We start from the raw sequence: 23,653 nt of genomic DNA on the forward strand, positions 1-23,653 counted from the left end.
CCCTTTGTCGTACCCCGCTGCCACACTGGATCTCCGGTCGGTACGAAGGGGGACGCGATGGTGGGCGAGGCCGCGGCGCTGCGGCTGGGTTCGACCGTGGCGAAGGCGGCCGCCCAGATGTGGCTCGGGGGCAAGCGCCGCGAGCAGGAACGCACGCTGGACATGGCGGAGCTGATCCGGCTGCGCGTGTCCGGGCTGCGCTTCCAGCGGGGTGTTCAGCGGCAGTTCGAGGAGATGGCCGACGCGGTCTACGACCGGCTGGCGCCGTTCCTGGAGCGGGAGTTCCCCGGACTGGAGGAGAACAGCCGCCGGGCCGTGATCGACGCGGTGTGCGACACCTTCGCGGCGGCGGACCTCTCCGACGAGGCGATCCTCGCGGCGGACGCGCGGCCCGCGGAGATCGTCCGGCGGCTGACGGGTGCGGCATGCCCTCCGGTCGGCCTCGGCGAGGCGGAGAGCAGGCTGTACGAGCTGCTGTTCGCGGAGTGCGTCGAGTACTACGTACGGATCGTGCGGGGGCTGCCCGTCTTCGAGGAGCGGGCGCTGAGCGAACTGCTCGCGCGTACGACGTCGTTGGGCGCGGAGATCGCGCGGGTGCTGCAACGGCTGCCCGACCGTTCGCTGTTCGCCCCCGAGGGCACGGACCGGGACGCCGAGTTCCGGCGCCGCTATCTGGAGCTGGTCAGCACGACCCTGGACGAGGTGGAGCTGTTCCGGCGCACCTCCGACCGGGCGGGGGCGCAGGTGCGGCTCTCGGTGGCGTACGTCAGCCTGCGGGCGACTGGGGACGAGATACGGGCGCGGCGCGAGGGGGCGAGGCGTGCGCTTCCGTTGCTCCGGCCGGACATGAGCGACTGGGAGAACTCCGGGGGCGAGGGCGCCGGGATGCGGGTGGAGGCCGCCCTCGGTGGCCCCGCACGGGTGCTGCTCCGGGGTGAGGCGGGCTCCGGGAAGACCACGCTGCTGCGCTGGCTGGCGATCACGGCGGCGCGCGGGGCGTTCACCGGGGAGCTGGCCGACTGGAACGGTCTGACACCGGTCTTCGTGAAGCTGCGGGAGTACAGCGGGCGGGCGCTGCCGACCCCGGAGGCGATGCTCGACTCGGTGGCCGGGCAGATCACCGGGGTGATGCCGAAGGCGTGGGTGGAGCGCCAGTTGGCGGACGGGCGGGCGCTGCTGCTGATCGACGGGGTGGACGAACTCCTCGACGCCGAGCGGCGGGGGGTGCGGGAGTGGCTGCGCAAGCTGCTGGCCGCGTATCCCGAGGTGCGGATGGTGGTGACCTCGCGTCCGGCGGCGGCCGGTGCGGACTGGCTGCGCCGGGAGAAGTTCACCGCGCTGCACCTGGACCGGATGGCGCCGCCCGACCTGGCGGCGTTCGTCCGGCAGTGGCACCAGGCGGTGCGCGAGCTGGGCGAGGAACTGCCGTGCCCGGTGGAGGAGCTCCCGCGCTACGAACAGTCGTTGCTGAACAGCCTGAAGGACCGGCCGCATCTCCAGTCGCTGGCGGGGACGCCGCTGCTGGCGGCCATGCTGTGCGCGATGCACCTCAACCGGGGCAGCCAGCTCCCGCGCGACCGCATGGAGCTGTACCGCAACGCCCTCCACACGCTGGTCCACGAGCGGGACGCGGACCGGAACGTGCCGAGCGCGGTGGACAGTGAACTGAGCCTGGGCGACAAGGTGGTCCTGCTGCGGGATCTGGCCTGGCGCCTCTCCGACAACAACCGCAGCGAGATCGCCCTGGAGCAGGCGGCCCTGCACGTCGGCCAGAAGCTGGCGGGGATGCGGCACCTGGACTCCCTCCAGGACGGCACCACGGTCCTCGAGAGCCTCCGCGACCGCTCCGGCATCCTCCGCTCCCCCACCCTCGGCCGCCTGGACTTCGTCCACCGCACCTTCCAGGAGTACCTGGCGGCGGAGGAGGCGGCGGAGGAGGACCGGATCGGCAACCTGATCGGGCGGGCCCACCTGGACCTCTGGCGCGAGACGATCATCATGGCGGCGGGCCATGCGAATCGACCTCAGCGGGAAGAACTACTGACCGGCATCCTCGACCGGGCCGTTGCCGAACCCCGGTGGACCCGCAAGCTGCGCCTGCTGGCGGCTGCCTGTCAGGAGACGGTGCCACAACTGTCCGAGGAACTGGCCGGGCGGGTCGACACGGCGGTGGAGACACTGCTGCCTGCGCGCCGCGAGAGCGATCCGGCGCAGCTGGCAGCGGTAGGGACCAGCCTCCTGCGCAAGATGCCGAAGTCGCTCACGGAGCTGACGGAGAAGGCCGCTGTGCAGACGGTGCGGACCGTGGCACTGATAGGGGGGTCCGAGGCACTCGGACTGCTGTCGAGCTACGTGGGCGACAAGCGTGACCGCGTGGTGCGGCAACTGATCCAGAGCTGGAGCTACTTCGATCCGGACCCCTATGCCGACGCCGTACTGTCCGGTATTCAGCTCGCGAATCACGAGGTCGTCGTCAAGTATTCGGGCCAGTTGCGCGCCTTGAGGCGGCTGGCGCCCACTGATGTCGACATCTATTTCCCGCTGGACGATCTGGGCGCACTGCGGATGCTGCCGCCTCTTCATGACCTGTCGCTGTGGTCGCTGACCGGCGAAGCAGACCTGTCTCTGATCCCCCACATGCCCGACCTCGATGCGTTGGCTCTGGACGGCGACGCGGCGTTCACTCATATGGAGGCGCTCGAACGCTTCACATCTCTGCGGCACCTCGCCATATCTGTCCGGAACACCTCCGATCTCAGCAGCCTGCGCCTCGCGGAGAAGACCACCCACCTCACGCTTTGGGACATCCACAGCGGCACCGACCTCACGCAATGCCACACCGCGCTCTCCGGCCTGGATCGTCTGTACGTGTGGGCCGCCGACTACTCGCCGGTGAACCTCACCGCGCTGCCTGCCGTACCGGTCCTTCAACTGCAAGAGGTTGACGTCCGGGCGTGGCTGGAGACGCCGGGCTTCAAGCCCCCCGAGGTGGAGCACCTGATGCTCATGGGCTGCCTGCTCCCCGACGATCGCGGTTCCCTGGACTTTCCCGGTGTCGAGGTGCACATCTTCTGAGGTCGGCACGCCGAAGGGCCCTTCCAGAACGGAAGGGCCCTTCGAAGCGGAACTCAGTGCCAGCTGTGCGGGGCGCGGAAGCCGCCCTCGCGTTCCAGGCGGCGCCAGCCCGCTCGGGGGCGGGGGCGGTGGGTCGGGGTGGCGGCCGGGCGGGCGGCGGCGCGGGCGAGGAGGACGGCCGTTATGGCGGCTACTTCCTCGGGGTCGGCGAGGCCCTTTTCGACGCGGATGTCGGCACTGGTCATGGCGGTGGTCTCCGGGGTCTCGGTCACTGCGGGGGGTTGCCGTGCTTGCGGGAGGGCAGGTCCGCGTGCTTGGACTGCAGCATCGCCAGGGACCTGATCAGCACCTCGCGGGTCTCGGCGGGGTCGATCACGTCGTCGACCAGGCCGCGCTCGGCCGCGTAGTACGGGTGCATCAGCTCGGCCTTGTACTCCTTGACCATCTTCTGCCGCATCGCCTCGGGGTCCTCGGCGTCGGCGATCTGACGGCGGAAGATGACGTTGGCCGCGCCCTCGGCACCCATCACCGCGATCTCGTTGGTCGGCCACGCGTAGGTCAGGTCGGCGCCGATGGACTGGCTGTCCATCACGATGTAGGCACCGCCGTACGCCTTGCGCAGGATGAGCGAGATCCTCGGCACGGTGGCGTTGCAGTACGCGTACAGCAGCTTCGCGCCGTGCCGGATGATCCCGCCGTGCTCCTGGTCCACACCGGGCAGGAAGCCCGGCACGTCCAGCAGCGTGACGATCGGGATGTTGAAGGCGTCGCACATCTGCACGAACCGGGCGGCCTTCTCACTGGCCTCGATGTCCAGCACACCCGCGAGGACCTGGGGCTGGTTGGCGATGATGCCGACGACCTGGCCGTCCAGGCGGCCCAGCGCGCAGATGATGTTGCGGGCCCACCGCTCGTGGACCTCCAGGTAGTCGCCGTCGTCGACGAGCTCCTCGATCACCTTGGTCATGTCGTAGGGCCGGTTGCCGTCGGCCGGGACCAGGTCCAGCAGCACGTCGCCGCGCCGGTCGGCCGGATCGGAGGACTCCACCCGCGGCGGGTTCTCGCGGTTGTTCTGCGGGAGCAGCGACAGGAGGTAGCGCACCTCCGCGATGCAGGTCTCCTCGTCGTCGTACGCGAAGTGCGAGACGCCGGAGGTCTCGGCGTGCACGTCGGCGCCGCCCAGGCCGTTCTGGGTGATCTCCTCACCGGTGACCGCCTTGACGACGTCCGGGCCGGTGATGAACATCTGTGAGGTCTCACGGACCATGAACACGAAGTCCGTGAGGGCGGGGCTGTAGGCCGCGCCGCCCGCGCACGGGCCGAGCATCACCGAGATCTGCGGGATGACACCGGACGCCTTGGTGTTGCGCTGGAAGATGCCGCCGTACCCGGCGAGCGCGGAGACGCCCTCCTGGATACGGGCACCGGCGCCGTCGTTCAGCGAGACCAGCGGGGCACCGGCCGCGATGGCCATGTCCATGATCTTGTGGATCTTCGTGGCGTGGGCCTCGCCCAGCGCGCCGCCGAAGATGCGGAAGTCGTGGGCGTAGACGAAGACCGTGCGGCCCTCCACCGTGCCCCAGCCGGTGATGACACCGTCGGTGTAAGGCTTCTTCGCCTCCAGACCGAAGCCGGTGGCGCGGTGCCTGCGGAGCTGCTCGACCTCCTGGAAGGAGTCCGGGTCGAGAAGCAGCTCGATGCGCTCCCGGGCGGTCAGCTTGCCCTTGGCATGCTGCGCCTCGGTCGCCTTCTCGCTGGGGCCGGCCAGGGCCTGCGCACGAATCACGTGCAGCTCGGCGACCCGCCCGCGCGCGTCCGTCGGCTCACCCGTCGTCTCTTCCAAAACGGTCATGTAGTGACCATACGAAGGACCTCGAGGAAACCGGGCCGTCGACTCCGTACAGTCTCCGGAGCGTTTTCCTGGTACGACCGAACAGAACCCGGCCGTGATGCAGGCGTTCCGACTGCTCAGAGGGCGCTGTCTTTGTAGGGCTGCCACAAAGTGGGGGGTGTCACAGGCCCTCGGATTCCTGGGTGGGACATGCCATCCCCGGAGTGACACGGGGACACCCGGACGGCGGAAGGGGGCACCTCGGCAACCCTACCTTCCGCCGTCCGGCACGCGTCGGCTCAGCAGCCGCCGCAGTTGTAGTACAGGACGTCCCAGTGGTTGCCCTCGTCGGCGTAGATGTTGCCCGACCCGGCCTGGTACTGCGGCGCGCCGTCCCCGCGCAGCCCGATGTAGGTGAAGTTGTTCTTCACGTACGAGGTCATGCAGGAGATCTTGGCGAAGTCCAGCTTGTAGCCGTTGTAGTGCGAGTACGTGCCGGAGGCGTGGCCGACCTCGGTGCCGCCGGTGATGTTGAGCGCGCAGCCGCTGGACCGCTTGAGGGTCTGGGCACCCTGAGCGGTGGCGAGGTTGAGCTGGTCGAACGACGTACAGGTGGAGTTCTGGCGGTTGGAGCAGCCGCCGGAGGACGACCAGGTGATGCCGACGTCGCGGAACATCTGGGTGGCGGTGGCGTGGCTGATCTTGGTGACGGCGAAGGCGTCGGATGCGGTGCCGACCACGGCGACGCCAGGGGCGACGACGAGGGCGAGCGCGGTCAGGACGGAGCGGACCTTCATGAAGTGACCCTTCCTGCGGTTGGCCGTGCTTGCTGTGGGGCGGCTGTGCAGGTGGTGCAGACAGATGGTGCCCGAGTTCTACGCGCGTCCGCCAGAGGGCGTACGTCGTAACTCTGAGTCAGACTGGAAACACGTACCGGATGATGTTGAAAATCGAACTGAATGGGTCTACGGTCGTAACCGTCGAGTTCGTTGAACGTTAAACAGACTCTCCCGCGACTCTCTCAAGGAGCACACCATGGGTATCTTCGGCCGCAAGGACAGCACCCCCGAGACCACCGCCACCCCCGCCGCCGCGGGCACCGGCCTGGCCGCGCTGATCGGTGACTACACCATCGACCCCGCGCACACCTCGATCGGTTTCACCGCGCGGCACGCCATGGTCACCAACGTCAAGGGCAGCTTCACCGAGTTCTCCGGCGCGCTGCACCTGGACGGCGACGACCCGGCCAAGTCCACCGCGACGCTCGACGTGGTGATGGACAGCATCGACACCGGCAACGCCGACCGCGACACCCACCTGAAGTCCGCCGACTTCTTCAAGACGGACGAGTTCCCGACGATGACCTTCCGCTCCACGGGCGCGGAGTCCCTCGGCGGCGACGACTACCGGATCACCGGTGACCTCTCCATCCTCGGCGTGACCCGGCCGATCAGCATCGACCTGGAGTTCAACGGTGCCGCCACCGACCCGTTCGGCAACGAGCGCGTCGGCTTCGAGGGCAAGGCCGAGCTGCTGCGCTCCGAGTGGGGCCTGACCTGGAACGCGGCCCTGGAGACGGGCGGCGTGTTGATCTCCGACAAGATCAAGCTCAGCTTCGACGTGTCGGCCATCAAGAACGCGTGAGCCCACGGCGGTCCGGCCGCACCACGCGCGAGCGCCCCGCTCCCCCTCTGCCGGAGGGGACGGGGCGCTCACGCGTGCTGGGGGTGCCGGGGTCTCAGAAGCCTCCGCCGCCGAAGTCCCCGCCGCCCCCGAAGTCGCCGCCCCCGCCGAAGTCCCCGCCGCCGAAGCCGTCGCTGAAGCCGCTGGGGTCGAAGTCGGTGCCGGACACGTCGCCGCCCTGGAACCCGCCCTGGTCCCCGAAGTCGCCGTAGCCGCCGCCGAAGTCGGCCGCGTAGGACGGGGTGGCCATCATGCCGCCGAGCAGGGTGCCCGCGAGCAGACCGGGCAGCAGACCGCCGCCGAAGTAACCGCCCGCCCAGGGGCCGTAGGCCGGACCGGCGTCCCAGTAGGGGCGGCGGCCGTACTCGGTCTCCACCTCGCGGGCCGCCGGTTCGCGGCCGTCGGCGAGCCGGGTGGCGTCGGCCGCGCACACCGGCACCTCGCGGGTGCTGCCGCCGGACGGGGTCCAGGCGGCGTCGGTGACGGAGGGGCCGTGCCGGGGGTCGAAGAAGCAGGGCGGGCGCCGTTCGGGCAGCGGCCGCTTCTCGCGCCGGGCGGCGAGCACGGCCAGGGAGTACCGGCCGTCCTCCAGCGCCTCGGTGACCCCGCGCACGTCCTCCGGCTTCCGGGCCTCGGCCATGCGGCGCTTGGCGTCGTCGTAGGCGTTCAGCGCGTTCTCGTAGTCGGTGCGCATCGCGTCGTCGGCGCCGGGCTCGCCGGGCTGGAAGTCGAGGCGGTCGAGTTCCTCGCCGAAGGCGGTGATGTCCTCGTCCACGACGACCCGCAGCCGCTCCAGCGCGGCCTGCTGCTCCGCCTCGCGGCGGCGCCGGTTGCGGCGGCTGAGGGTGTAGACCCCGGCGCCGCCCGCCACCACGACCGCCCCGGCGACGATCAGCGCCGTGGTGGAGACCCCGCCGCCGTCGTCGGAGGAGCCCCAGGAGGAGGGGGCGTCGCCGCGTACGGTGTCGAGCGCGCGGTCGGTGAAGTCGGTGAGCTGGGCCTTGGCGCCCTCGCCCTGGACGCTGGAGACCAGGTTCTGCCGGGCGGTGGCGGAGATGACCGAGGGATCGGCGCCCGCGGCGAAGCGGTCGCCGACGCGGATGCCGTACAGACCGGTGACGCCGGTGGCCGAACGCACGTCACGCAGGACGCTCTTGGTCGGGTAGTCGGCGGGCAGGACCACCACGAACACCGGTTTGTCGGCGTCCTTGATCTTCTTGGCGAGCGCGTCGGCGTCGGCGCGGGAGAACAGCGCGGAGGCTGCCGGGTCGACGTAGACCGGGCTCTTGCGCAGGGCCTGGCCGATGGTGGAGGCGCTGGTGGCGGCGCCGGCTGCCGGGGCGAACGCGAACAGGGGCAGCAGGGCCATCGCCAGCGCCGCGAGTATGAGTGCGGGGAGGCTTCGGGCGCGGGTCGAGAGCACGGCCTTCATGCTTCGACGCTACCCGAAGCCTCCCCCGTTCGGTCAGGTGTACGGACTTCCGATGCTGGTCAGCGAGCCGCCCGGTACGCCTGCAGCAGCTTCAGCAGTGCCTGTCCGTACCGGCCGGTGAGCAGTGCGTGGTCGGCCTCGGCGAAGGGCTTCGCCACGGCCGCCGTGATGCGCTGGCCGACCTTGTGCTGGACGATCAGCCGGGCCCGGGTGACCAGTTCGCGTCCCCGGCGGTCGTCGTGTGCGCGCTCGGCGGTCGCGGCCGCCTTGCCGAGGGTGGTCAGGGCGGTGGAACCGCCGTTCACCTTCGTGGTCAGACCCCACCCGTAGGGGTACTGCGGGTCGTACGAGCTGTCGCCCACGTTGATCGGGAGCTGGGCCTCGCCGCGCGGCCAGGTGACGGGGAGCTGGCCGGTGAAGGGCCGCTTGCCGTAGAGCACGTCGGCGACGCCGCCGCCCTCGGTGCCCGGCAGCCAGGAGGCCACCAGGACGTCGATCTTCCCGAGCCGGTCCCCGATCAGCAGCGGGCGGCCGGAGACGGTGAGCACCACGCACTTCATGGCGCCGCACACCTTGTCGACGGCGGCCTGGTCGGCGGTGGACAGGGTCAGCGCATGGCCGTTGCCCACGTCGCCGACGCCCTCGGCGTAGGGGGTCTCCCCCACGACGACCACGCCCACGTCGTTCCCCGCGGTCGGCGCGGAGGCGTCCTTGGACCAGGTGACCTTCCCGCCCGCCTCACGGATACCGGCGAGGATGGTGGTGCCCTTGGTGATGTTGCCGGAGGAGCCCTGCCAGGTGATGGTCCAGCCGCCGGACTGGTTGCCGATGTCGTCCGCGTTGGACCCGGCGACGTACACCTTCTGCGTCTTGCGCAGCGGCAGCAGGCCGCCGTCGTTCTTCAGCAGTACCTGGGACTTGGCGACGGCCTCGCGGGCGATGGCCCGGTGGGCCGGGGAGCCGATGGCCGCGGCGCCGGAGGTGTCGGCGTAGGGGTGCTCGAAGAGGCCGAGGCGGAACTTCTGGGTGAGGATGCGGGAGACGGCGTCGTCGATCCGGCGCTCGCTGACCCGGCCCGCCTTCACCTCGGCGGTGAGGGCCGCGGTGAACTCCTTGTACGTGTAGGGGACCATCATCATGTCGACGCCCGCGTTGACCGAGGTGCGGACCTGGGTCGCGTAGTCGCCGGGGAGCTGGTCCACGGCGTTCCAGTCGCTGATGACGAAGCCGTCGAAGCCCATGCGGCCCTTGAGCACGCCGTTGAGCATGTCGGCGCGGGCGTGCATCTTGACCGGGCCGCGTCCGTCGCCGACCACGTCGAGCGAGGAGTACGAGGGCATCACGGTGCCGACGCCCCGGTCCACCGCGTCCTGGTACGGGGCGAGGTGCACGGCCTCCAACTGCTGCCGGGTGAGCGTGGAGACGCCCTGGTCGACGGTGTACGTCCCGGTGGTGGAGGAGCCGTAGGCGGTGCCGCCGTCGGCGACGAAGTGCTTGGCGGTGGCCAGCACCTTGTCGGGGCGGGCGAGGTCGCTGCCGTCGGCGCGGCCCTGGAGGCCCTGGATCACCGTCTCCATGGACTCGACCAGTGCCGGGTCCTCACCGAAGGACTCGTAGGAGCGGCCCCAGCGTTCGTCGCGGCTGACGCACAGGCAGGGCGCGAAGTCCCAGGGGATGCCGGTGGCGCGGACCTCGGAGGCGGTCACCACCCCGGTGCGCTGGGCGAGTTGGGGATCACGCGTGGCGCCGATGCCGATGTTGTGCGGCAGGACGGTGGCGCCGGTGAGGTTGTTGTGGCCGTGCACCGCGTCGACGCCGTAGATCAGCGGGACCTGGAAGCGGGTGGCCTGGGCGCGCAGCTGGAAGCCGTCGATCATCTTCGCCCACGCGGCCGGAGTGTTCGGGGTGGGCGTGGAGCCGCCGCCGGAGAGCAGGGAGCCCAGGTCGTAGGCGGCGATGTCGTTCTGGTCGGAGACGGCACCGCGCTCGGCCTGGGTCATCTGCCCGGCCTTCTCCGCGAGCGACATCCGCCCGAGCAGGTCGGCGACGCGCTTGCGCACCGGCAACTTGGCGTCCAGGTAGGGCAGTCCGTGGGCGTCGATGACGATCTTCGGGTTCTCCGCCGGGGCCTTGGCGCCGGTGACGGTGAGCGCGAGCGGGATCGTCTCGGCGGACTCGGCGGTGCGGTCCTTCAGGGTGCTGACCTTCACCGTCCGGGAGGTCCCGGAGGGGGTGCCGGCCGGGAAGGTGAGGGTGCCGTGGGCGGGGGTGTAGTCCTTGCCGGGGCGGGCGGTGCCCTCGCCGGTGGCGTAGCCGACGGTCACCGGGGAGGTGACGGGCTTGGCATCGGTGGTGGCCAGGGTGACGCGGACGCTCGCCGTGCCGCCCTCCTTCACCGGGCGGACGGCCGCGTCGGTGGTGACGGAGGCGCGCAGCGCCGGGTCGGCCGCGCCGTACAGCTCGACGCCGTCCATGGCGAAGCGGCCCTTGACGCCGGTGGGCAGGGTGACGGCGTAGCCCCACATCTGGGTGAGGCCGAGGACGTGGTCGATGCCGCCGACCGGCTGGTAGTCCGTGCGATAGGTGAACGCGGAGAACGGCAGCTCGATCCGCTTCCACCCGGTGAAGTCGTCGGCGAAGGAGGTCGTCCACAGCTCGGACGCCTCGCCGTGGGCGCCGCCGTCCTTGATCTCGAACGTGATCTTCTTGCCGCTGTTCTGCCCCTCCCACCACAGGCGGACGCCCCGGTGGGCGGACCAGTCGTGGGCGGGGGCGGTGGCGGCGTAGTCGTGGGTGAAGCCGCCGTAGCCGCTGATGTCGTAGCTTCCGGTCAGCACCTTGGCGCCCTCGGGGGCGTCGGCGCGGGCGGTCAGCGCCAGGGTGGGCGGGTCGTCGCTGTCGCCGCCCCAGGTGAAGATGCCCTCGGCGGGCTGGGCGGCGAAGGGCACCTCTCCCTCGAAGCGGTCGACCGGCACCGGTGCCGGATCGGGTCCGTCGGCGCCGGAGGCGGTGGCGATGCCTCCGGCCAGCGGGAGCAGTGCGGTCAGCAGAGCGGTGGAGACGAGCAGGGCGGTTCTGCGCATGGACCTTCCCTCGGCTCTTGGTTCACTCATGACTTAGCTCACGGCTTGAGTGAACTGGGGTCCCCTGATCCCCGTCAACCCTTCGCACATGACATGACGCTCCGTCAACTCACATCAGCGGCGCCGAGGTTGTGCGTTTGCTTTCTGAATGCGCGACCCCTTGACGCCGCCCCGGAGCCGTCATTTACTCACGGCTCGCACGCCGCTGTTCCCTCATCCCCCCACCTCTTGAAGGGCGGCGCCCCATGAGACGACCCCTGCGTCCGGCCCGGCTGCTGCTGGCCGCGCTGCTGACGACGGCCGGGATCACCACGCTCGCCACCCCGGCCGCACACGCGGCGGGCGAGCCGGTCACGGCCTGGCTGACCACCACCGACGACTCCGCCGGACGACATGTCGTGCGCGGCCTGGAGCCGCAGACACCGTTCGCCTTCTCGGCCGGAGCCGGAGGCGGCGGCGGCGGCGAGAACATCACGGTGGACGAGAACACCCGCTACCAGACCTTCACCGGCGGCGGAGCCTCCTTCACCGACACCGCCGCCTGGCTGATGAACGGCAGCGGCGCCCTGTCCCAGGCGACCCGCGACGCCACCATGCGCAAGCTGTTCTCCCCCACGGACGGCATCGGCCTGTCCTTCCTGCGCAACCCGATGGGCGCCTCCGACCTGGCCCGCTCCGGCTACACCTACGACGACATACCGGCCGGGCAGACCGACCCCTCGCTGGCGAAGTTCTCCCTCGCCCGTGACCTCGCGGACGTCCTCCCGCTCACCAAGCAGGCACGCCAGCTCAATCCGAACCTCACGGTGATGGCGTCCCCGTGGACGGCCCCGGCGTGGATGAAGGACAGCGGCTCCCTCAACGGCGGCTGGCTGAAGGCGGAGGACTACGGCGCCTACGCCTCGTACTTCGTCAAGTACCTCCAGGGCTGGCGCGACCAGGGCGTGCCCGTCTCGTACGTCACCGCGCAGAACGAGCCGACCTGCTGCTCGGGCTATCCCTCGATGAGCTGGAACGCCAGCGGGCTGGCCTACTTCACCAAGAGCGAGCTGCTGCCCAAGCTCCAGCAGGCCGGGCTCTCCACCAAGGTCCTGGCCCACGACTGGAACTGGGACACCTACGACTCCTACGCCGCCCAGACCGTGGACGACGCGGCCGTGCGCAGTCACCCCAACTTCGGCGGCATCGCCTGGCACGGCTACGGCGGCGACGTCAACAAGCAGACGACCGTGCACAACCAGTACCCCGCGCTGGACGCCTTCGCCACCGAGCACTCCGGCGGCACCTGGATCGCCGACCAGCAGCGCGAGGACCTCTCCGACATCATCAACTACACCCGCAACTGGGCGAAGTCGGTGACCAAGTGGTCCCTCGCGGTGGACCAGAACATGGGCCCGCACAACGGCGGCTGCGGCACCTGCACCGGGCTGATCACCGTGCACAACGGCGACGGGCGCAGTGGGAGCGTGGACTACACCGTCGAGTACTACGACATGGGCCACCTCACCAAGTTCGTCCGCCCCGGCGCCCAGCGCATCGCCTCCACCGCGTCCTCCGCCGTGCCCAACGTGGCCTGGCGCAACCCCGACGGCAGCAAGGCACTGATCGCGTACAACGGCGCCACCTCGGCCAAGCAGATCACGATCAACTGGGGTGCGCAGCACGCCACTTACACCCTTCCCGCCCGTACCTCGGCCACCTTCACCTGGGCGGGCGGCCAGTCCGGTGACAGCTCCCGCACCGGGGCGTTCGCGGGGCTCGCGGGCAAGTGCCTGGACGTGGCGGGCGGTTCGAGCGCCAACGGCACGGCGGTGCAGCTCTACGACTGCAACGGCAGCACCGCCCAGCAGTGGACGGTCGCCGCGGACGGCTCGGTCCGGGCGCTCGGCAAGTGCCTGGACGTGGTCTCCGCGTCGACCGCCGACGGCGCCAAGGTCCAGCTCTACGACTGCAACGGCACCGGCGCCCAGCGCTGGTCGTACAACAGCGCCACCGGGGACGTGGTGAACAGCGCGGCGGACAAGTGCCTGGACGTCACGGACAACTCCTCGGCCAACGGGGCGCGGGCCCAGATATGGTCCTGCACCGGGGCTGCCAACCAGAAGTGGACGCTGAGGTAGGACCGAGGCAGGGCGGCCCGGGTTTCCGGCGCGGGTGATGGTGGTACCCGCGCCGTACCGACCGTGACCGGGGAGCTTCGAGATGACCACACCGCAGGATCTGCTGTTCGTCACGCTGGACGTGCCCGCCGACCGGCCCGTGGAACAGGGGGATCTGTCTCTGGCGCTGGCCGCGGCGGAGCTGCTGGACCTGCTCACCGCCCAGGTGGTCACCCTGCGGGACGACCGGATCGCCCCCGTCTCCGGTCACCTCACCGGCGACGCGATGCTGGACAAGGCGGCCGCGGCGCTGATCCGCACCGAGCCGTACGAGAGCGCCGAGGACTGGCTGTGGCGGCGCGGGGACGGGCTCTCCGCCGCCTACCGGGACGAGCTGGAGCACACCGAGCCGTCGGGCTCCGGGCTGCGGCAGCTGTTCCGGCGCGCCGACCGGTCGGTGGACCGGATCGACTCCGACGCCCGGCGGCACGCGGCCGACCGGTGGGCCCGGCACGAGCCGCTCCTCGTGGGCCTCGCCGCCGCCCTCGGCATCGAGGAACCCGAGCACGAGGAGGCGGCGGCGCACGCCGAGGCCGACAAGGTGGACGACCGGCTCGCGGTCGTCCTCGCCGCGCTCGGCGACGCGCTGACCGAGCTGGAGGCGGTACGGCAGCGGCGGCGGATCGAGGAGGACGCGTTCGACAACGTCTGGCGCGCCCCCTGACCGCCGCCCGTCCCCGTGCTACTCGGCCGGTGCGACGCCCGCGCGCAGCAGCCCGTAGGTGCAGGCGTCCTCCAGGGCCTGCCAGGAGGCGGCGATGACGTTCTCCGCGACGCCGACCGTGGACCACTCCCCCGCGCCGTCGCTGGTGGAGATCAGCACGCGGGTGATGGACCGGGTACCGGAGGCGCCCTCCAGGATGCGGACCTTGTAGTCCACCAGCTCCAGCTTGGCGAGCTGCGGGTAGATCTTCTCCAGGGCCACCCGCAGCGCCTGGTCGAGGGCGTTGACCGGGCCGTTGCCCTCGGCGGTGGCGACGATCCGCTCCCCCTTGGCCCACAACTTCACGGTGGCCTCGTTGGCGTGGGTGCCGTCGGGGCGGTCCTCCACGATGGCCCGCCAGGACTCGACCTCGAAGTACTTCACCGGGGCGCCCTGGGCCTCGGCGCGCAGCAGCAGCTCGAAGGAGGCGTCGGCGGCCTCGTAGGTGTAGCCCTTCAGCTCGCGTTCCTTGACGCGCTCGACGACCCTGCCGATCAGGGCCCGGTCGCCGCCGAGGTCGACGCCGAGTTCCCGGCCCTTCAGCTCGATGGAGGCGCGTCCGGCCATGTCGGAGACGAGCATCCGCATGGTGTTGCCGACCCGCTCGGGGTCGATGTGCTGGTACAGGTCCGGGTCGACCTTGATCGCGGAGGCGTGCAGCCCGGCCTTGTGGGCGAACGCGGAGACACCCACGTAGGGCTGGTGGGTGGAGGGCGTGAGGTTGACGACCTCGGCGATGGCGTGCGAGATCCGGGTGGTCTCGCGGAGGTGGCCGTCGGGGAGGACCTTCTTGCCGTACTTCAGCTCCAGCGCGGCGACCACCGGGAAGAGGTTGGCGTTGCCGACGCGCTCGCCGTAGCCGTTGGCCGTGCACTGGACGTGGGTGGCGCCCGCGTCGACGGCGGCGAGGGTGTTGGCGACGGCGCAGCCGGTGTCGTCCTGGGCGTGGATGCCGAGCCGGGCGCCGGTGTCGGCGAGGACGGTGCCGACCACGGCGGTGATCTGCGCCGGGAGCATGCCGCCGTTGGTGTCGCACAGCACGACCACGTCGGCCCCGGCCTCGGCGGCGGTGCGGACGACGGCCTTGGCGTAGGCGGGGTTGGCGCGGTAGCCGTCGAAGAAGTGCTCGCAGTCCACGAAGACCCGGCGGCCCTCGGCGCGGAGGTGGGCGACGGTGTCCCGGATCATCTCCAGGTTCTCGTCGAGCGTGGTCCGCAGCGCCAGCTCCACATGCCGGTCGTGAGCCTTGGCGACCAGCGTGATGACGGGGGCGCCGGACTCCAGCAGCGCTCTGACCTGCGGATCGTCGGCGGCTTTGGCGCCGGGGCGGCGGGTGGCGCCGAACGCGACGAGGACCGCGTGCCGCAGCCGCAGCTCCTCGCGGGCGCGGGCGAAGAACTCGGTGTCGCGCGGGTTGGCGCCGGGCCAGCCGCCCTCGATGAAGCCCACGCCGAAGTCGTCCAGGTGCCGTGCGATGGCCAGCTTGTCCGCGACGGTGAGGTTGATGCCCTCGCGCTGCGCGCCGTCGCGCAGCGTGGTGTCGAAGACGTGGAACGAATCGTCGAGCTCGCTGGTTGCGGTCATGGTCTGAAGGCTCCTGTTGTGAATGTCGGTCTTACCGGAAATGACCGGCTCCACCGTTCCCCCCATGGTCCCTCGCGCTCCGCGTCCGGCTGCGGTTGGGCCGGAAAACGAAAAAACCCCTCGCGGGTGCGAGAGGTCTGCGCGCGGGTCGAGGACGACGGTGCCACCCGCATCTGGTCGTGCGAGGTGGTCACTGCGGACCGGCGCGCCTGCTGCCCATAATCATGGTGAGCGAGAGCACGCGGGCAGTCTGGCACAGAACGCCCACCGTCCCACGGGGTGTCTCACCATGCGGGCCGCGCTGTCCAGGACAGGACCGCCCCGAGCCTCCAGGGCGGTCCCCTCCGGATGAGTTACTGGCCGATGCGGTGCATCCAGCCGTGCGTGTCCTCGCGCTTGCCGCGCTGGATGTCGAGCAGGGCTTCGCGCAGGCGCAGGGTGACCTCGCCGGGCTCGCCGCCGCTCTGCTTCCATTCGGCACCGGCCCGCTTGACGGTGCCGACCGGGGTGATCACGGCGGCGGTGCCGCAGGCGAAGACCTCGGTGAGGGTGCCGTTCTCGGTGTCGCGCTGCCACTGGTCGACCGAGATGCGGCCCTCCTCGGCCTCGTAACCGAGGTCGCGGGCGACGGCCAGCAGGGAGTCGCGGGTGACGCCCTCCAGGATGGAGCCGGTGAGGGTGGGGGTGACGATCTTGTCTCCGTAGACGAAGCACAGGTTCATGCCGCCCAGTTCCTCGACCCACTGGTGCTCGACGGCGTCGAGGTAGCAGACCTGGTCGCAGCCCTTCTCGGCCGCCTCGGCCTGGGCGAGCAGGGAGGCCGCGTAGTTGCCGCCGGTCTTGGCGTCGCCCATGCCGCCGGGGACGGCGCGGACGCGGTCCTCGGAGACCCAGATCGACACCGGCTTCACGCCGCCCGGGAAGTAGGCACCGGCCGGGGAGGCGATGACGAGGAAGAGGTACTCGTTGGACGGCTTCACGCCCAGGCCGACCTCGGTGCCGATCATGAAGGGGCGCAGGTAGAGGGAGTCCTCGCCGCCGTGCGCGGGCACCCAGTCGATGTCCTGGGCGATCAGCGCGTCGCACGCCTCGATGAACGTCTCCACCGGCAGCTCGGGCATGCCCAGGCGGTGCGCGGAGCGCTGGAAGCGCAGGGCGTTCTGCTCGGGCCGGAAGGTGGCGACCGTGCCGTCGGGCTGCCGGTACGCCTTCAGGCCCTCGAAGATCTCCTGCGCGTAGTGCAGGACGTTGGTGGCCGGGTCGAGCGGGATCGGCGCGTACGGGACGAGCTGGCCGTCGTGCCAGCCGCGGCCCTCGGTCCACTTGATCGTCACCATGTGGTCGGTGAAGCGGCGGCCGAAGCCGGGGCTGGTCAGGATCGCCTCGCGCTCCGCGGTGGCGAGCGGATGGGCGGAGGGCTTGAGCTCGATCGTGGGCGTCGTCATGGGCGGCAGTCCTTCTCTTCCTGGCGTGGGACGGGCGGCCCCGGCTGTGCGGCCGGTGCCTCAGGTCACCCCCGGCAAAGCGCGGCACCGGTGGTGGCGGGCCGCGCTCACGCCGTCCGGGCATTCCCTCATATCGCGGCTCCGCGTTCGATTATCGCGCGGAGGGGGCGCCGGAAGGAATCGGGGTGAATGCGACCCAGGGCTCGATGGTGGCACCCGGCACGGGCACAGCAAAGGGCCGCCGGGCGCCTGAAGCGACCCGGCGGCCCTTTGACGGGGCCTTACGGGTCAGCCGGTTACCCGGCCTACGAGCGCGTCGCCGATCTCGGCGGTGGTGCGGGGCGGTAGCCCGGCGCGCTCGGTGAGGTCGGCGGCCACGGCCGCGTCCACGCGGGCGGCCTCGGCGTCGTACCCGAGGTGACGCAGCAGCAGCGCCACGGAGAGGACCGTGGCGGTGGGGTCGGCCTTGCCCTGTCCGGCGATGTCCGGGGCGGAGCCGTGCACCGGCTCGAACATGGACGGGTACGCGCGCGTCGGGTTGATGTTGCCCGACGCGGCCACGCCGATGCCGCCGGAGACGGCCGCCGCGAGGTCGGTGATGATGTCGCCGAAGAGGTTGTCGGTGACGATCACGTCGAAGCGCTCGGGGTCGGTGACCAGGTAGATGGTGGCCGCGTCGACGTGGATGTACTCGGTGGTGACCTCGGGGTACTCCTCGGCCACCTTGTTGAAGATGTTGGTCCACAGGTGCCCGGCGAAGGTGAGCACGTTGTTCTTGTGGACCAGGGTGAGCTTCTTGCGCGGGCGGGCCTGGGCGCGGGCGAAGGCGTCGCGGACGACGCGCTCGACGCCGTAGGCGGTGTTCACCGAGACCTCGGTGGCGACCTCGTGCTCCGTGCCGGTGCGGATGGTGCCGCCGTTGCCCGTGTAGGGGCCCTCGGTGCCCTCGCGGACCACGATGAAGTCGATCTCCGGCTGACCGGCGAGCGGGGTGGCGACGCCGGGGAGCAGCTTGGAGGGGCGCAGGTTGACGTGGTGGTCGAAGGCGAACCGGAGCTTCAGCAGGAAGCCGCGCTCCAGGACGCCGGACGGCACCGACGGGTCGCCGATGGCGCCGAGCAGGATGGCGTCGTGGGCCTTGAGGGAGTCGAGGTCGGCGTCGGTGAGGGTCTCACCGGTGGCGTGGTAGCGCCGGGCGCCGAAGTCGTACTCCTTGGTCTCCAGCTTCACGTCCTGGGGCAGGACGGCGGAGAGGACCTTGAGACCCTCGGCCACGACCTCCTGGCCGATGCCGTCCCCGGGGATGACTGCGAGATCGATGCTGCGAGACATGTCCGGCACCCTACTCCGCGTCCCACGGGATGACACGGACCGTCCGCGATGCGGACAACGGACGGTCCGTCCAGCGCTTCCCGGCCCGGCTCAGTGCCCGGTCTCGCCGCCGTTGTCCCGGCGGTCCAGGGCGCGCTGGAGGGCGGCCGCGGCCTTGGCGCGGTCGGTCTCGTCGGAGCGGGAGGTGTGGCGCACGCGGCGGCGAATGGTCGTCTCGGCCATGGGAAATCGACTCCTTCGACAGAGTGGTTGCACGGCAGCGGTGAGCTGTGAGACGCCGGAAGGGGCGGAGAGCGCACGCCGCAGGGGTTGCCTGCGCGGGGCGCGGCTCACGACCGCCATTCGCTGGATGGAGCGATTCGTTCGGCTCATCCCAAGCTAAGGGACCGGGCCGCACCTGTCTGCATGATTACTCGGACTTCCTACTATCTGAGACGGCGAGTCATCTGACCTGCGGTTTCCCGCGCGGGCTCAGCCGATGACGAAGGGCAGGCGGGCGGCCAGGGCGCCGAGGGCGGTGCGCTCCGCGGGGGTCGGCGCGCGGCGGCCGGTGCCGAGGAGGAGGGCGTCCGTGTCGGGCAGGGCGGCGGGGAACGGCTCGCCGGTGATCCGCTCCAGCAGGGCGCGGGCCTCGGCCAGGGTTGCCGGGGGCGGGGGCGGAGTGTCCGGCAGGTGGGCGGTCAGGTCCAGGTGGTGGATGGTCCACTCCAGGACGTACGCGGAGAGGTAGTCGGCCGTGGTGAGGACCTGGTCCTGGGTGCCGACGCGGGTCCGGGGGTCGGCGAGGAGGGCTGCCCGTCCGGCGGCCGAGCCGACGTCGTCCAGGTGGAAGCGCAGCAGGGCCGGGTCCTGGTAGGCCGCCGCCAGCCGGACCGTCAGGGCGTCCAGGGGGTCCTCGCCGGTGGGCGGGGTGTGGGTGACCGTCCAGTACGTCGCCGCGTCGCGGGTCGGTTCGGCGTCGGCCGGGGTGGCGAGGGTGATCAGGACGTCCTGGGCGTCGATGACGAGGTGGCACACCAGGTCCCGTACGAGCCAGCCCGCGCAGCCGGAGGGACGGCCGAAGTCGTCGTCGGCGAGGTCCGCCACCGCGGCCCGCAGGGCCGACCAGGAGAGGGAGAAGCCGTCCGTGTCGTCCATGCGCGCACGCTAGCAGCGGGGCCGGACGCACGACGGCCCGGCGAGCCCGTTCAGGGCGGGCTCGCCGGGCCGGATCGTGAGGGCGGTCAGCCCAGGGGGGCTCAGCCCATGTGCGGGTAGCCGTACTCGGTCGGCGGGACCAGGGTCTCCTTGATGGCGCGGGTCAGGGTCCAGCGCATCAGGTTCTGCGGGGCGCCGGCCTTGTCGTCGGTGCCGGAGGCGCGGCCGCCGCCGAAGGGCTGCTGGCCGACGACGGCGCCGGTCGACTTGTCGTTGATGTAGAAGTTGCCCGCCGCGTAGCGGAGCTTCTCCATCGTGTACGCCGCCGCCGCGCGGTCGTTGGAGATGACCGCACCGGTGAGCGCGTAGTCCGAGACCGACTCCATCTGGGTCAGCATCTCGTCGTACTTGTCGTCCTCGTAGACGTGCACGGCGAGGATCGGGCCGAAGTACTCGGTGCGGAAGACCTCGTTGTCGGGGTCGGTGCACTCGATGACGGTCGGGCGGACGAAGTAGCCCACCGCGTCGTCGTAGGAGCCGCCCGCGACGATCGTGCAGGTGGGGTCCTCGGCGGCGCGGTCGATGGCGGCCTTGTTCTTGGCGAAGGAGCGCTCGTCGATGACCGCGCCCATGAAGTTCGACAGGTCGGTGACGTCACCCACGGTCAGACCGTCGATCTCCGCCGCGAACTCCTCCTTGAAACCGGAGTTCCAGATGGAGGCCGGGACGTAGGCGCGGGAGCTGGCCGAGCACTTCTGGCCCTGGTACTCGAAGGAACCGCGGGTCAGCGCGGTCTTCAGGACGGCGCGGTCGGCGCTCGGGTGCGCGACGACGAAGTCCTTGCCGCCGGTCTCGCCGACCAGGCGCGGGTAGGCGCGGTACTTCTCGATGTTGTTGCCGACCGTCTTCCACAGGTACTGGAAGGTCTTGGTCGAGCCGGTGAAGTGGATGCCCGCGAGGTCGCGGTGGGCCAGCGCGACCTCGGAGACCGCGATGCCGTCGCCGGTGACCAGGTTGATGACGCCCTTGGGCAGCCCGGCCTCCTCCAGCAGCTGCATCAGCAGCACGGCGGCGTGGGTCTGCGTCGGGGACGGCTTCCAGACCACCACGTTGCCCATGAGGGCGGGCGCGGTGGGCAGGTTGGCGGCGATGGCCGAGAAGTTGAACGGCGTGATCGCGTAGACGAAGCCCTCCAGCGGGCGGTGGTCCATGCGGTTCCACACGCCCGGGGAGTTGGCCGGGGGCTGCTCGGCCAGGATCTGGCGGGCGTAGTGCACGTTGAAGCGCCAGAAGTCGACCAGCTCACAGGGGCTGTCGATCTCGGCCTGCTGGGCGGTCTTGGACTGGCCCAGCATGGTGGAGGCGGCGATGGTCTCGCGCCACGGGCCGGAGAGCAGCTCGGCGGCGCGCAGGATGATCGCGGCACGGTCGTCGAAGGACATCGCGCGCCAGGCCGGGGCGGCGGCCAGGGCGGCGTCGACCGCGTCCTGGGCGTCCTCGCGGGTGGCGTTGCGCAGGGTGCCGAGCACGGCCTTGTGGTTGTGCGGCTGGACCACCTGGAAGGTCTCGCCGCCGCCCATCCGCTTCTCGCCGCCGATGGTCATCGGCAGGTCGACCGGGTTCTCGGCCAGCTCCTTGAGCTTGGCCTCCAGCCGGGCGCGCTCGGGGGTGCCGGGGGCGTAGCCGTGCACCGGCTCGTTGACGGGGGTGGGGACCTGGGTCACAGCGTCCATGAGAACCGTAACTCCTTTACGTTGAGCGGGTGTTCGGGCGGATGTTCGGGCTCAGCCCTTGGTGATCATGCTGCGTACGAAGAACTGGAGGTTCGCCGGCTTCTCGGCGAGACGGCGCATGAAATAGCCGTACCAGTCGGTGCCGTAGGCGGTGTAGACACGCATGCGGTGCCCCTCGGCGGCCAGCCGCAGGTGCTCGTCGCCCCGGATGCCGTAGAGCATCTGGAACTCGTACTCGTCGAGCTTACGACCCGCGCGGTGCGCGAGTTCCTGGGCGATGGAGATGAGGCGGGGGTCGTGGGACCCGATCATCGGGTAGCCGTCGCCCTCCATCAGCGTCTTCAGGACGCGGACGTACGCCTTGTCGATCTCGTGCTTCTGCTGGTACGCGACCTCGGCGGGCTCCTTGTAGGCGCCCTTGACCAGGCGGACCCGGCTGCCCGCGGCGGCCAGGCGGCGGGCGTCGGCCTCGGTGCGGAACAGGTACGCCTGGATGACGCAGCCGGTCTGCGGGAAGTCCTTCCGCAGCTCCTCGTGGATGGCGAACATCGAGTCGAGGGTGGTGTGGTCCTCGGCGTCCAGGGTGACCGTGGTGCCGATGGCGGCGGCGGCCGCGACGACCGGGCGGACGTTGGCGAGGGCCAGCTCGTGGCCGCCTTCCAGCGCCTGGCCGAACATGGAGAGCTTCACGGACATCTCGACCCGCTCGCCGAGCTCGAGGCCCCCCAGGTGGTCGACCAGCGCGAGGTAGGCGTCGCGGGCGGCGGTGGCCTGCTCGGGGGTGGTGATGTCCTCGCCGACGACGTCCATCGTCAGCTGCAGGCCCTTGGCGGTCAGCTCCGCGATGACCGGGACGATGTCGTCCACGGTCTCGCCGGGGATGAACCGGTCGACGACCTGCTTGGTCACCGGGGCGGCCGAGATCAGACGACGCATCCGGTCGCTGCGCGAGGCGGCGAGAATCACGGGACCCAGCACGGGGCACCTCCACAACAAAAGCACCGAAACGGCCGGGACCCGACGATTCGGGGACGGCACGGAGAACCACCGTGAAACCTAGGGATCTCTTCGATGGTGAGCCATCGACAGACGTCACGCATCCGATCACCGGTTCTCAGACAGATGTATGAAGCGCGCTCGGAAATGCGGCAGAATGCCCGAGTGGCGGCCGATTACAGAGATGACTACCAGGAGCTGGTGGACGAGATCTCGGAGCTGCTGGGCGCCCCGGCGACCCTGGAGAACCGGGACTTCGAGCTGATCGCCTTCGGCGCGTACGACAGCGAGGGCGAGCTCGATCCCACCGCGCTGGACCCGGTGCGGGCCCGCTCGATCCTGACCCGGCGCTCCACCTCGGCGGTGCGGGCGTGGTTCGAGGGCTTCGGCATCACCCGCGCGACGCAGCCGGTGCGCATCCCGCCCACCCCGGAGGCGGGCGTCTACCGGGGCCGGATCTGCCTGCCGGTACGCCATCGGGGTGTCGTCCTCGGCTACGTCTGGCTGCTGGACGACGACCCCGGCCCGAGCGACGCCCAGCTCGCCGCCGCCATGCCGGTGACCGGGCGGATCGGCGCGCTGCTGGCCGACGAGGCGCGGGCCGGGGCGGGGCTCGGCCGGGAGCTACGGGCGGTGCTCACCGCGGAGGACGGCTGGCAGCGGGACATGGCCGTCACCGAGCTGCGCACCGCGCTGGGCCCGCGCGCGGACGGCCCGCACACCGTGGTGTGCGTCGCCCCCTGGTTCTCCGCCGACCCCGACGACGCCCCCTCGGTGCGCACCGTCCCGCACGCCACCGCCCTGTGCACGGTGCCGTGGGGTGCGACGGCGCAGAGCCTCGCGGTGCTGGTGCGGCTGCGCGTCACGGAGGTGACGGCCCCGGCGCTGGTGACGGCGGCTCGGCTGGTGAAGGAGGCGGAGGGCACGGTCGTCGGGGTGGGGATCGGTGAACCACGCCTGGGGCTGGCCGAGTTGGGCACGGTGTGGCAGGAGGCGTCGGCGGCGGCGCGGGCCGCGCTGGCCGAGCCGAGGTTCGCGCCGGTGGCCGAGTGGCGGGGCATCGGCCCGTACCGGCTGCTGTCCGCGCTGCCGCCGAGGTCGGTGCAGGACCCGGTGGCGGCACCGCTGCTCTCCCCCGCCCACCAGGAGCTGGCCCGCACCGCCGAGGTCTACCTCGACTGCGCGGGCCAGGCCGGCCGGGCGGCGGCCGAACTGGGCATCCACCGCCAGACCCTCTACTACCGCCTGGGCCGCGTGGAACGCCTGACCGGCCTGGACCTGGACGACGGCGAGGACCGCCTACTCCTGCACATGGCCCTGAAGCGGGCCCGGCTGGGCTGAACTCCAGGTTCCACGAATCGCTGCGCAATGTCGCCCGGCGTCTCCCTCTCGAGCATCGCGAAGAGCGAATTTCGCGAGATCCGCGAAGGAGTTCTGGCCCCGGCCAAGCTCCGCCTGCG

General features: G+C 71.0%; 17 protein-coding genes. 5 read left to right on the plus strand and 12 right to left on the minus strand.

Going from position 1 to position 23,653, the window contains the following annotated elements; translation table 11 throughout:
* Nucleotides 1-57 precede the first annotated feature (57 nt).
* Entirely contained in the window at nucleotides 58-3,075 is a 3,018-nt protein-coding gene (locus ACIPPM_RS13170) for an NACHT domain-containing protein (RefSeq protein ID WP_401446723.1), read from the plus strand.
* A 53-nt stretch (nucleotides 3,076-3,128) separates the two neighbouring features.
* On the opposite strand, the gene ACIPPM_RS13175 is transcribed toward ACIPPM_RS13170, so the two are convergent.
* From ACIPPM_RS13175 to ACIPPM_RS13185, 3 genes are all read right to left on the minus strand, one after another.
* Nucleotides 3,129-3,320, minus strand: a complete 192-nt coding sequence (locus tag ACIPPM_RS13175; RefSeq protein ID WP_161200067.1) for an acyl-CoA carboxylase subunit epsilon — start codon at nucleotides 3,318-3,320, stop codon at nucleotides 3,129-3,131.
* A gap of 23 nt (nucleotides 3,321-3,343) precedes the next feature.
* Entirely contained in the window at nucleotides 3,344-4,927 is a 1,584-nt protein-coding gene (locus ACIPPM_RS13180; RefSeq protein ID WP_401446725.1) for an acyl-CoA carboxylase subunit beta, read from the minus strand.
* A gap of 278 nt (nucleotides 4,928-5,205) precedes the next feature.
* Complete coding sequence (locus ACIPPM_RS13185) at nucleotides 5,206-5,703, minus strand: hypothetical protein (RefSeq protein WP_401446728.1); 498 nt, start codon at nucleotides 5,701-5,703, stop codon at nucleotides 5,206-5,208.
* A gap of 238 nt (nucleotides 5,704-5,941) precedes the next feature.
* On the opposite strand from ACIPPM_RS13185, the gene ACIPPM_RS13190 reads away from it, so the two are divergent.
* The gene (locus tag ACIPPM_RS13190; RefSeq protein WP_401446730.1) at nucleotides 5,942-6,550 is read left to right on the plus strand and encodes a YceI family protein; all 609 of its coding nucleotides are present in this window, start codon (nucleotides 5,942-5,944) and stop codon (nucleotides 6,548-6,550) included.
* 94 nt (nucleotides 6,551-6,644) lie between these two features.
* On the opposite strand, the gene ACIPPM_RS13195 is transcribed toward ACIPPM_RS13190, so the two are convergent.
* The gene (locus tag ACIPPM_RS13195; protein WP_401446733.1) at nucleotides 6,645-8,021 is read right to left on the minus strand and encodes a hypothetical protein; all 1,377 of its coding nucleotides are present in this window, start codon (nucleotides 8,019-8,021) and stop codon (nucleotides 6,645-6,647) included.
* Between the two features lie 59 nt (nucleotides 8,022-8,080).
* Nucleotides 8,081-11,104 carry a glycoside hydrolase family 3 protein gene (locus ACIPPM_RS13200; RefSeq protein WP_401446736.1) on the minus strand — a complete coding sequence of 1,008 codons (3,024 nt, stop codon included), beginning with the start codon at nucleotides 11,102-11,104 and terminating at the stop codon, nucleotides 8,081-8,083.
* A gap of 245 nt (nucleotides 11,105-11,349) precedes the next feature.
* On the opposite strand from ACIPPM_RS13200, the gene ACIPPM_RS13205 reads away from it, so the two are divergent.
* Both ACIPPM_RS13205 and ACIPPM_RS13210 read left to right on the plus strand, forming a co-directional pair.
* Nucleotides 11,350-13,224 carry a ricin-type beta-trefoil lectin domain protein gene (locus ACIPPM_RS13205; RefSeq protein WP_401446739.1) on the plus strand — a complete coding sequence of 625 codons (1,875 nt, stop codon included), beginning with the start codon at nucleotides 11,350-11,352 and terminating at the stop codon, nucleotides 13,222-13,224.
* An 82-nt stretch (nucleotides 13,225-13,306) separates the two neighbouring features.
* Nucleotides 13,307-13,927, plus strand: a complete 621-nt coding sequence (locus ACIPPM_RS13210; protein ID WP_401446742.1) for a GPP34 family phosphoprotein — start codon at nucleotides 13,307-13,309, stop codon at nucleotides 13,925-13,927.
* Nucleotides 13,928-13,945: 18 nt separating this feature from the next.
* Here the strand turns inward: ACIPPM_RS13210 and cimA are convergent, their stop codons facing one another.
* The 7 genes from cimA to ACIPPM_RS13245 all read right to left on the minus strand — a co-directional run bounded on the left by cimA (nucleotide 13,946) and on the right by ACIPPM_RS13245 (nucleotide 22,175).
* A complete protein-coding gene (cimA, locus tag ACIPPM_RS13215; protein WP_401446745.1) occupies nucleotides 13,946-15,550 on the minus strand; it encodes a citramalate synthase in 1,605 nt (534 codons plus the stop codon).
* 353 nt (nucleotides 15,551-15,903) lie between these two features.
* Nucleotides 15,904-16,995: a branched-chain amino acid aminotransferase gene (locus tag ACIPPM_RS13220; protein ID WP_401446747.1), complete on the minus strand. Its 1,092-nt coding sequence runs from the start codon at nucleotides 16,993-16,995 to the stop codon at nucleotides 15,904-15,906.
* A 288-nt stretch (nucleotides 16,996-17,283) separates the two neighbouring features.
* Entirely contained in the window at nucleotides 17,284-18,327 is a 1,044-nt protein-coding gene (locus ACIPPM_RS13225) for a 3-isopropylmalate dehydrogenase (protein ID WP_401446750.1), read from the minus strand.
* A gap of 90 nt (nucleotides 18,328-18,417) precedes the next feature.
* Nucleotides 18,418-18,549, minus strand: coding sequence for a hypothetical protein (locus ACIPPM_RS13230; RefSeq protein WP_393596018.1), 132 nt, complete (start codon nucleotides 18,547-18,549; stop codon nucleotides 18,418-18,420).
* Between the two features lie 249 nt (nucleotides 18,550-18,798).
* The gene (locus tag ACIPPM_RS13235) at nucleotides 18,799-19,464 is read right to left on the minus strand and encodes a maleylpyruvate isomerase N-terminal domain-containing protein (protein ID WP_401446753.1); all 666 of its coding nucleotides are present in this window, start codon (nucleotides 19,462-19,464) and stop codon (nucleotides 18,799-18,801) included.
* A gap of 101 nt (nucleotides 19,465-19,565) precedes the next feature.
* Nucleotides 19,566-21,197 carry an L-glutamate gamma-semialdehyde dehydrogenase gene (gene pruA / locus ACIPPM_RS13240; RefSeq protein WP_401446755.1) on the minus strand — a complete coding sequence of 544 codons (1,632 nt, stop codon included), beginning with the start codon at nucleotides 21,195-21,197 and terminating at the stop codon, nucleotides 19,566-19,568.
* Between the two features lie 51 nt (nucleotides 21,198-21,248).
* Nucleotides 21,249-22,175 (minus strand): proline dehydrogenase family protein, encoded by a 927-nt coding sequence (locus tag ACIPPM_RS13245; RefSeq protein WP_401446757.1) that lies wholly within the window; start codon nucleotides 22,173-22,175, stop codon nucleotides 21,249-21,251.
* A 165-nt stretch (nucleotides 22,176-22,340) separates the two neighbouring features.
* Here ACIPPM_RS13245 and ACIPPM_RS13250 point away from each other — a divergent pair, with 165 nt between their 5' ends.
* Nucleotides 22,341-23,534 (plus strand): PucR family transcriptional regulator, encoded by a 1,194-nt coding sequence (locus tag ACIPPM_RS13250; protein WP_401446760.1) that lies wholly within the window; start codon nucleotides 22,341-22,343, stop codon nucleotides 23,532-23,534.
* Nucleotides 23,535-23,653 lie beyond the last annotated feature (119 nt).

The sequence above is a fragment of the Streptomyces sp. NPDC090119 genome, from assembly GCF_044747085.1.
Classification (GTDB): Bacteria; Actinomycetota; Actinomycetes; order Streptomycetales; family Streptomycetaceae; genus Streptomyces.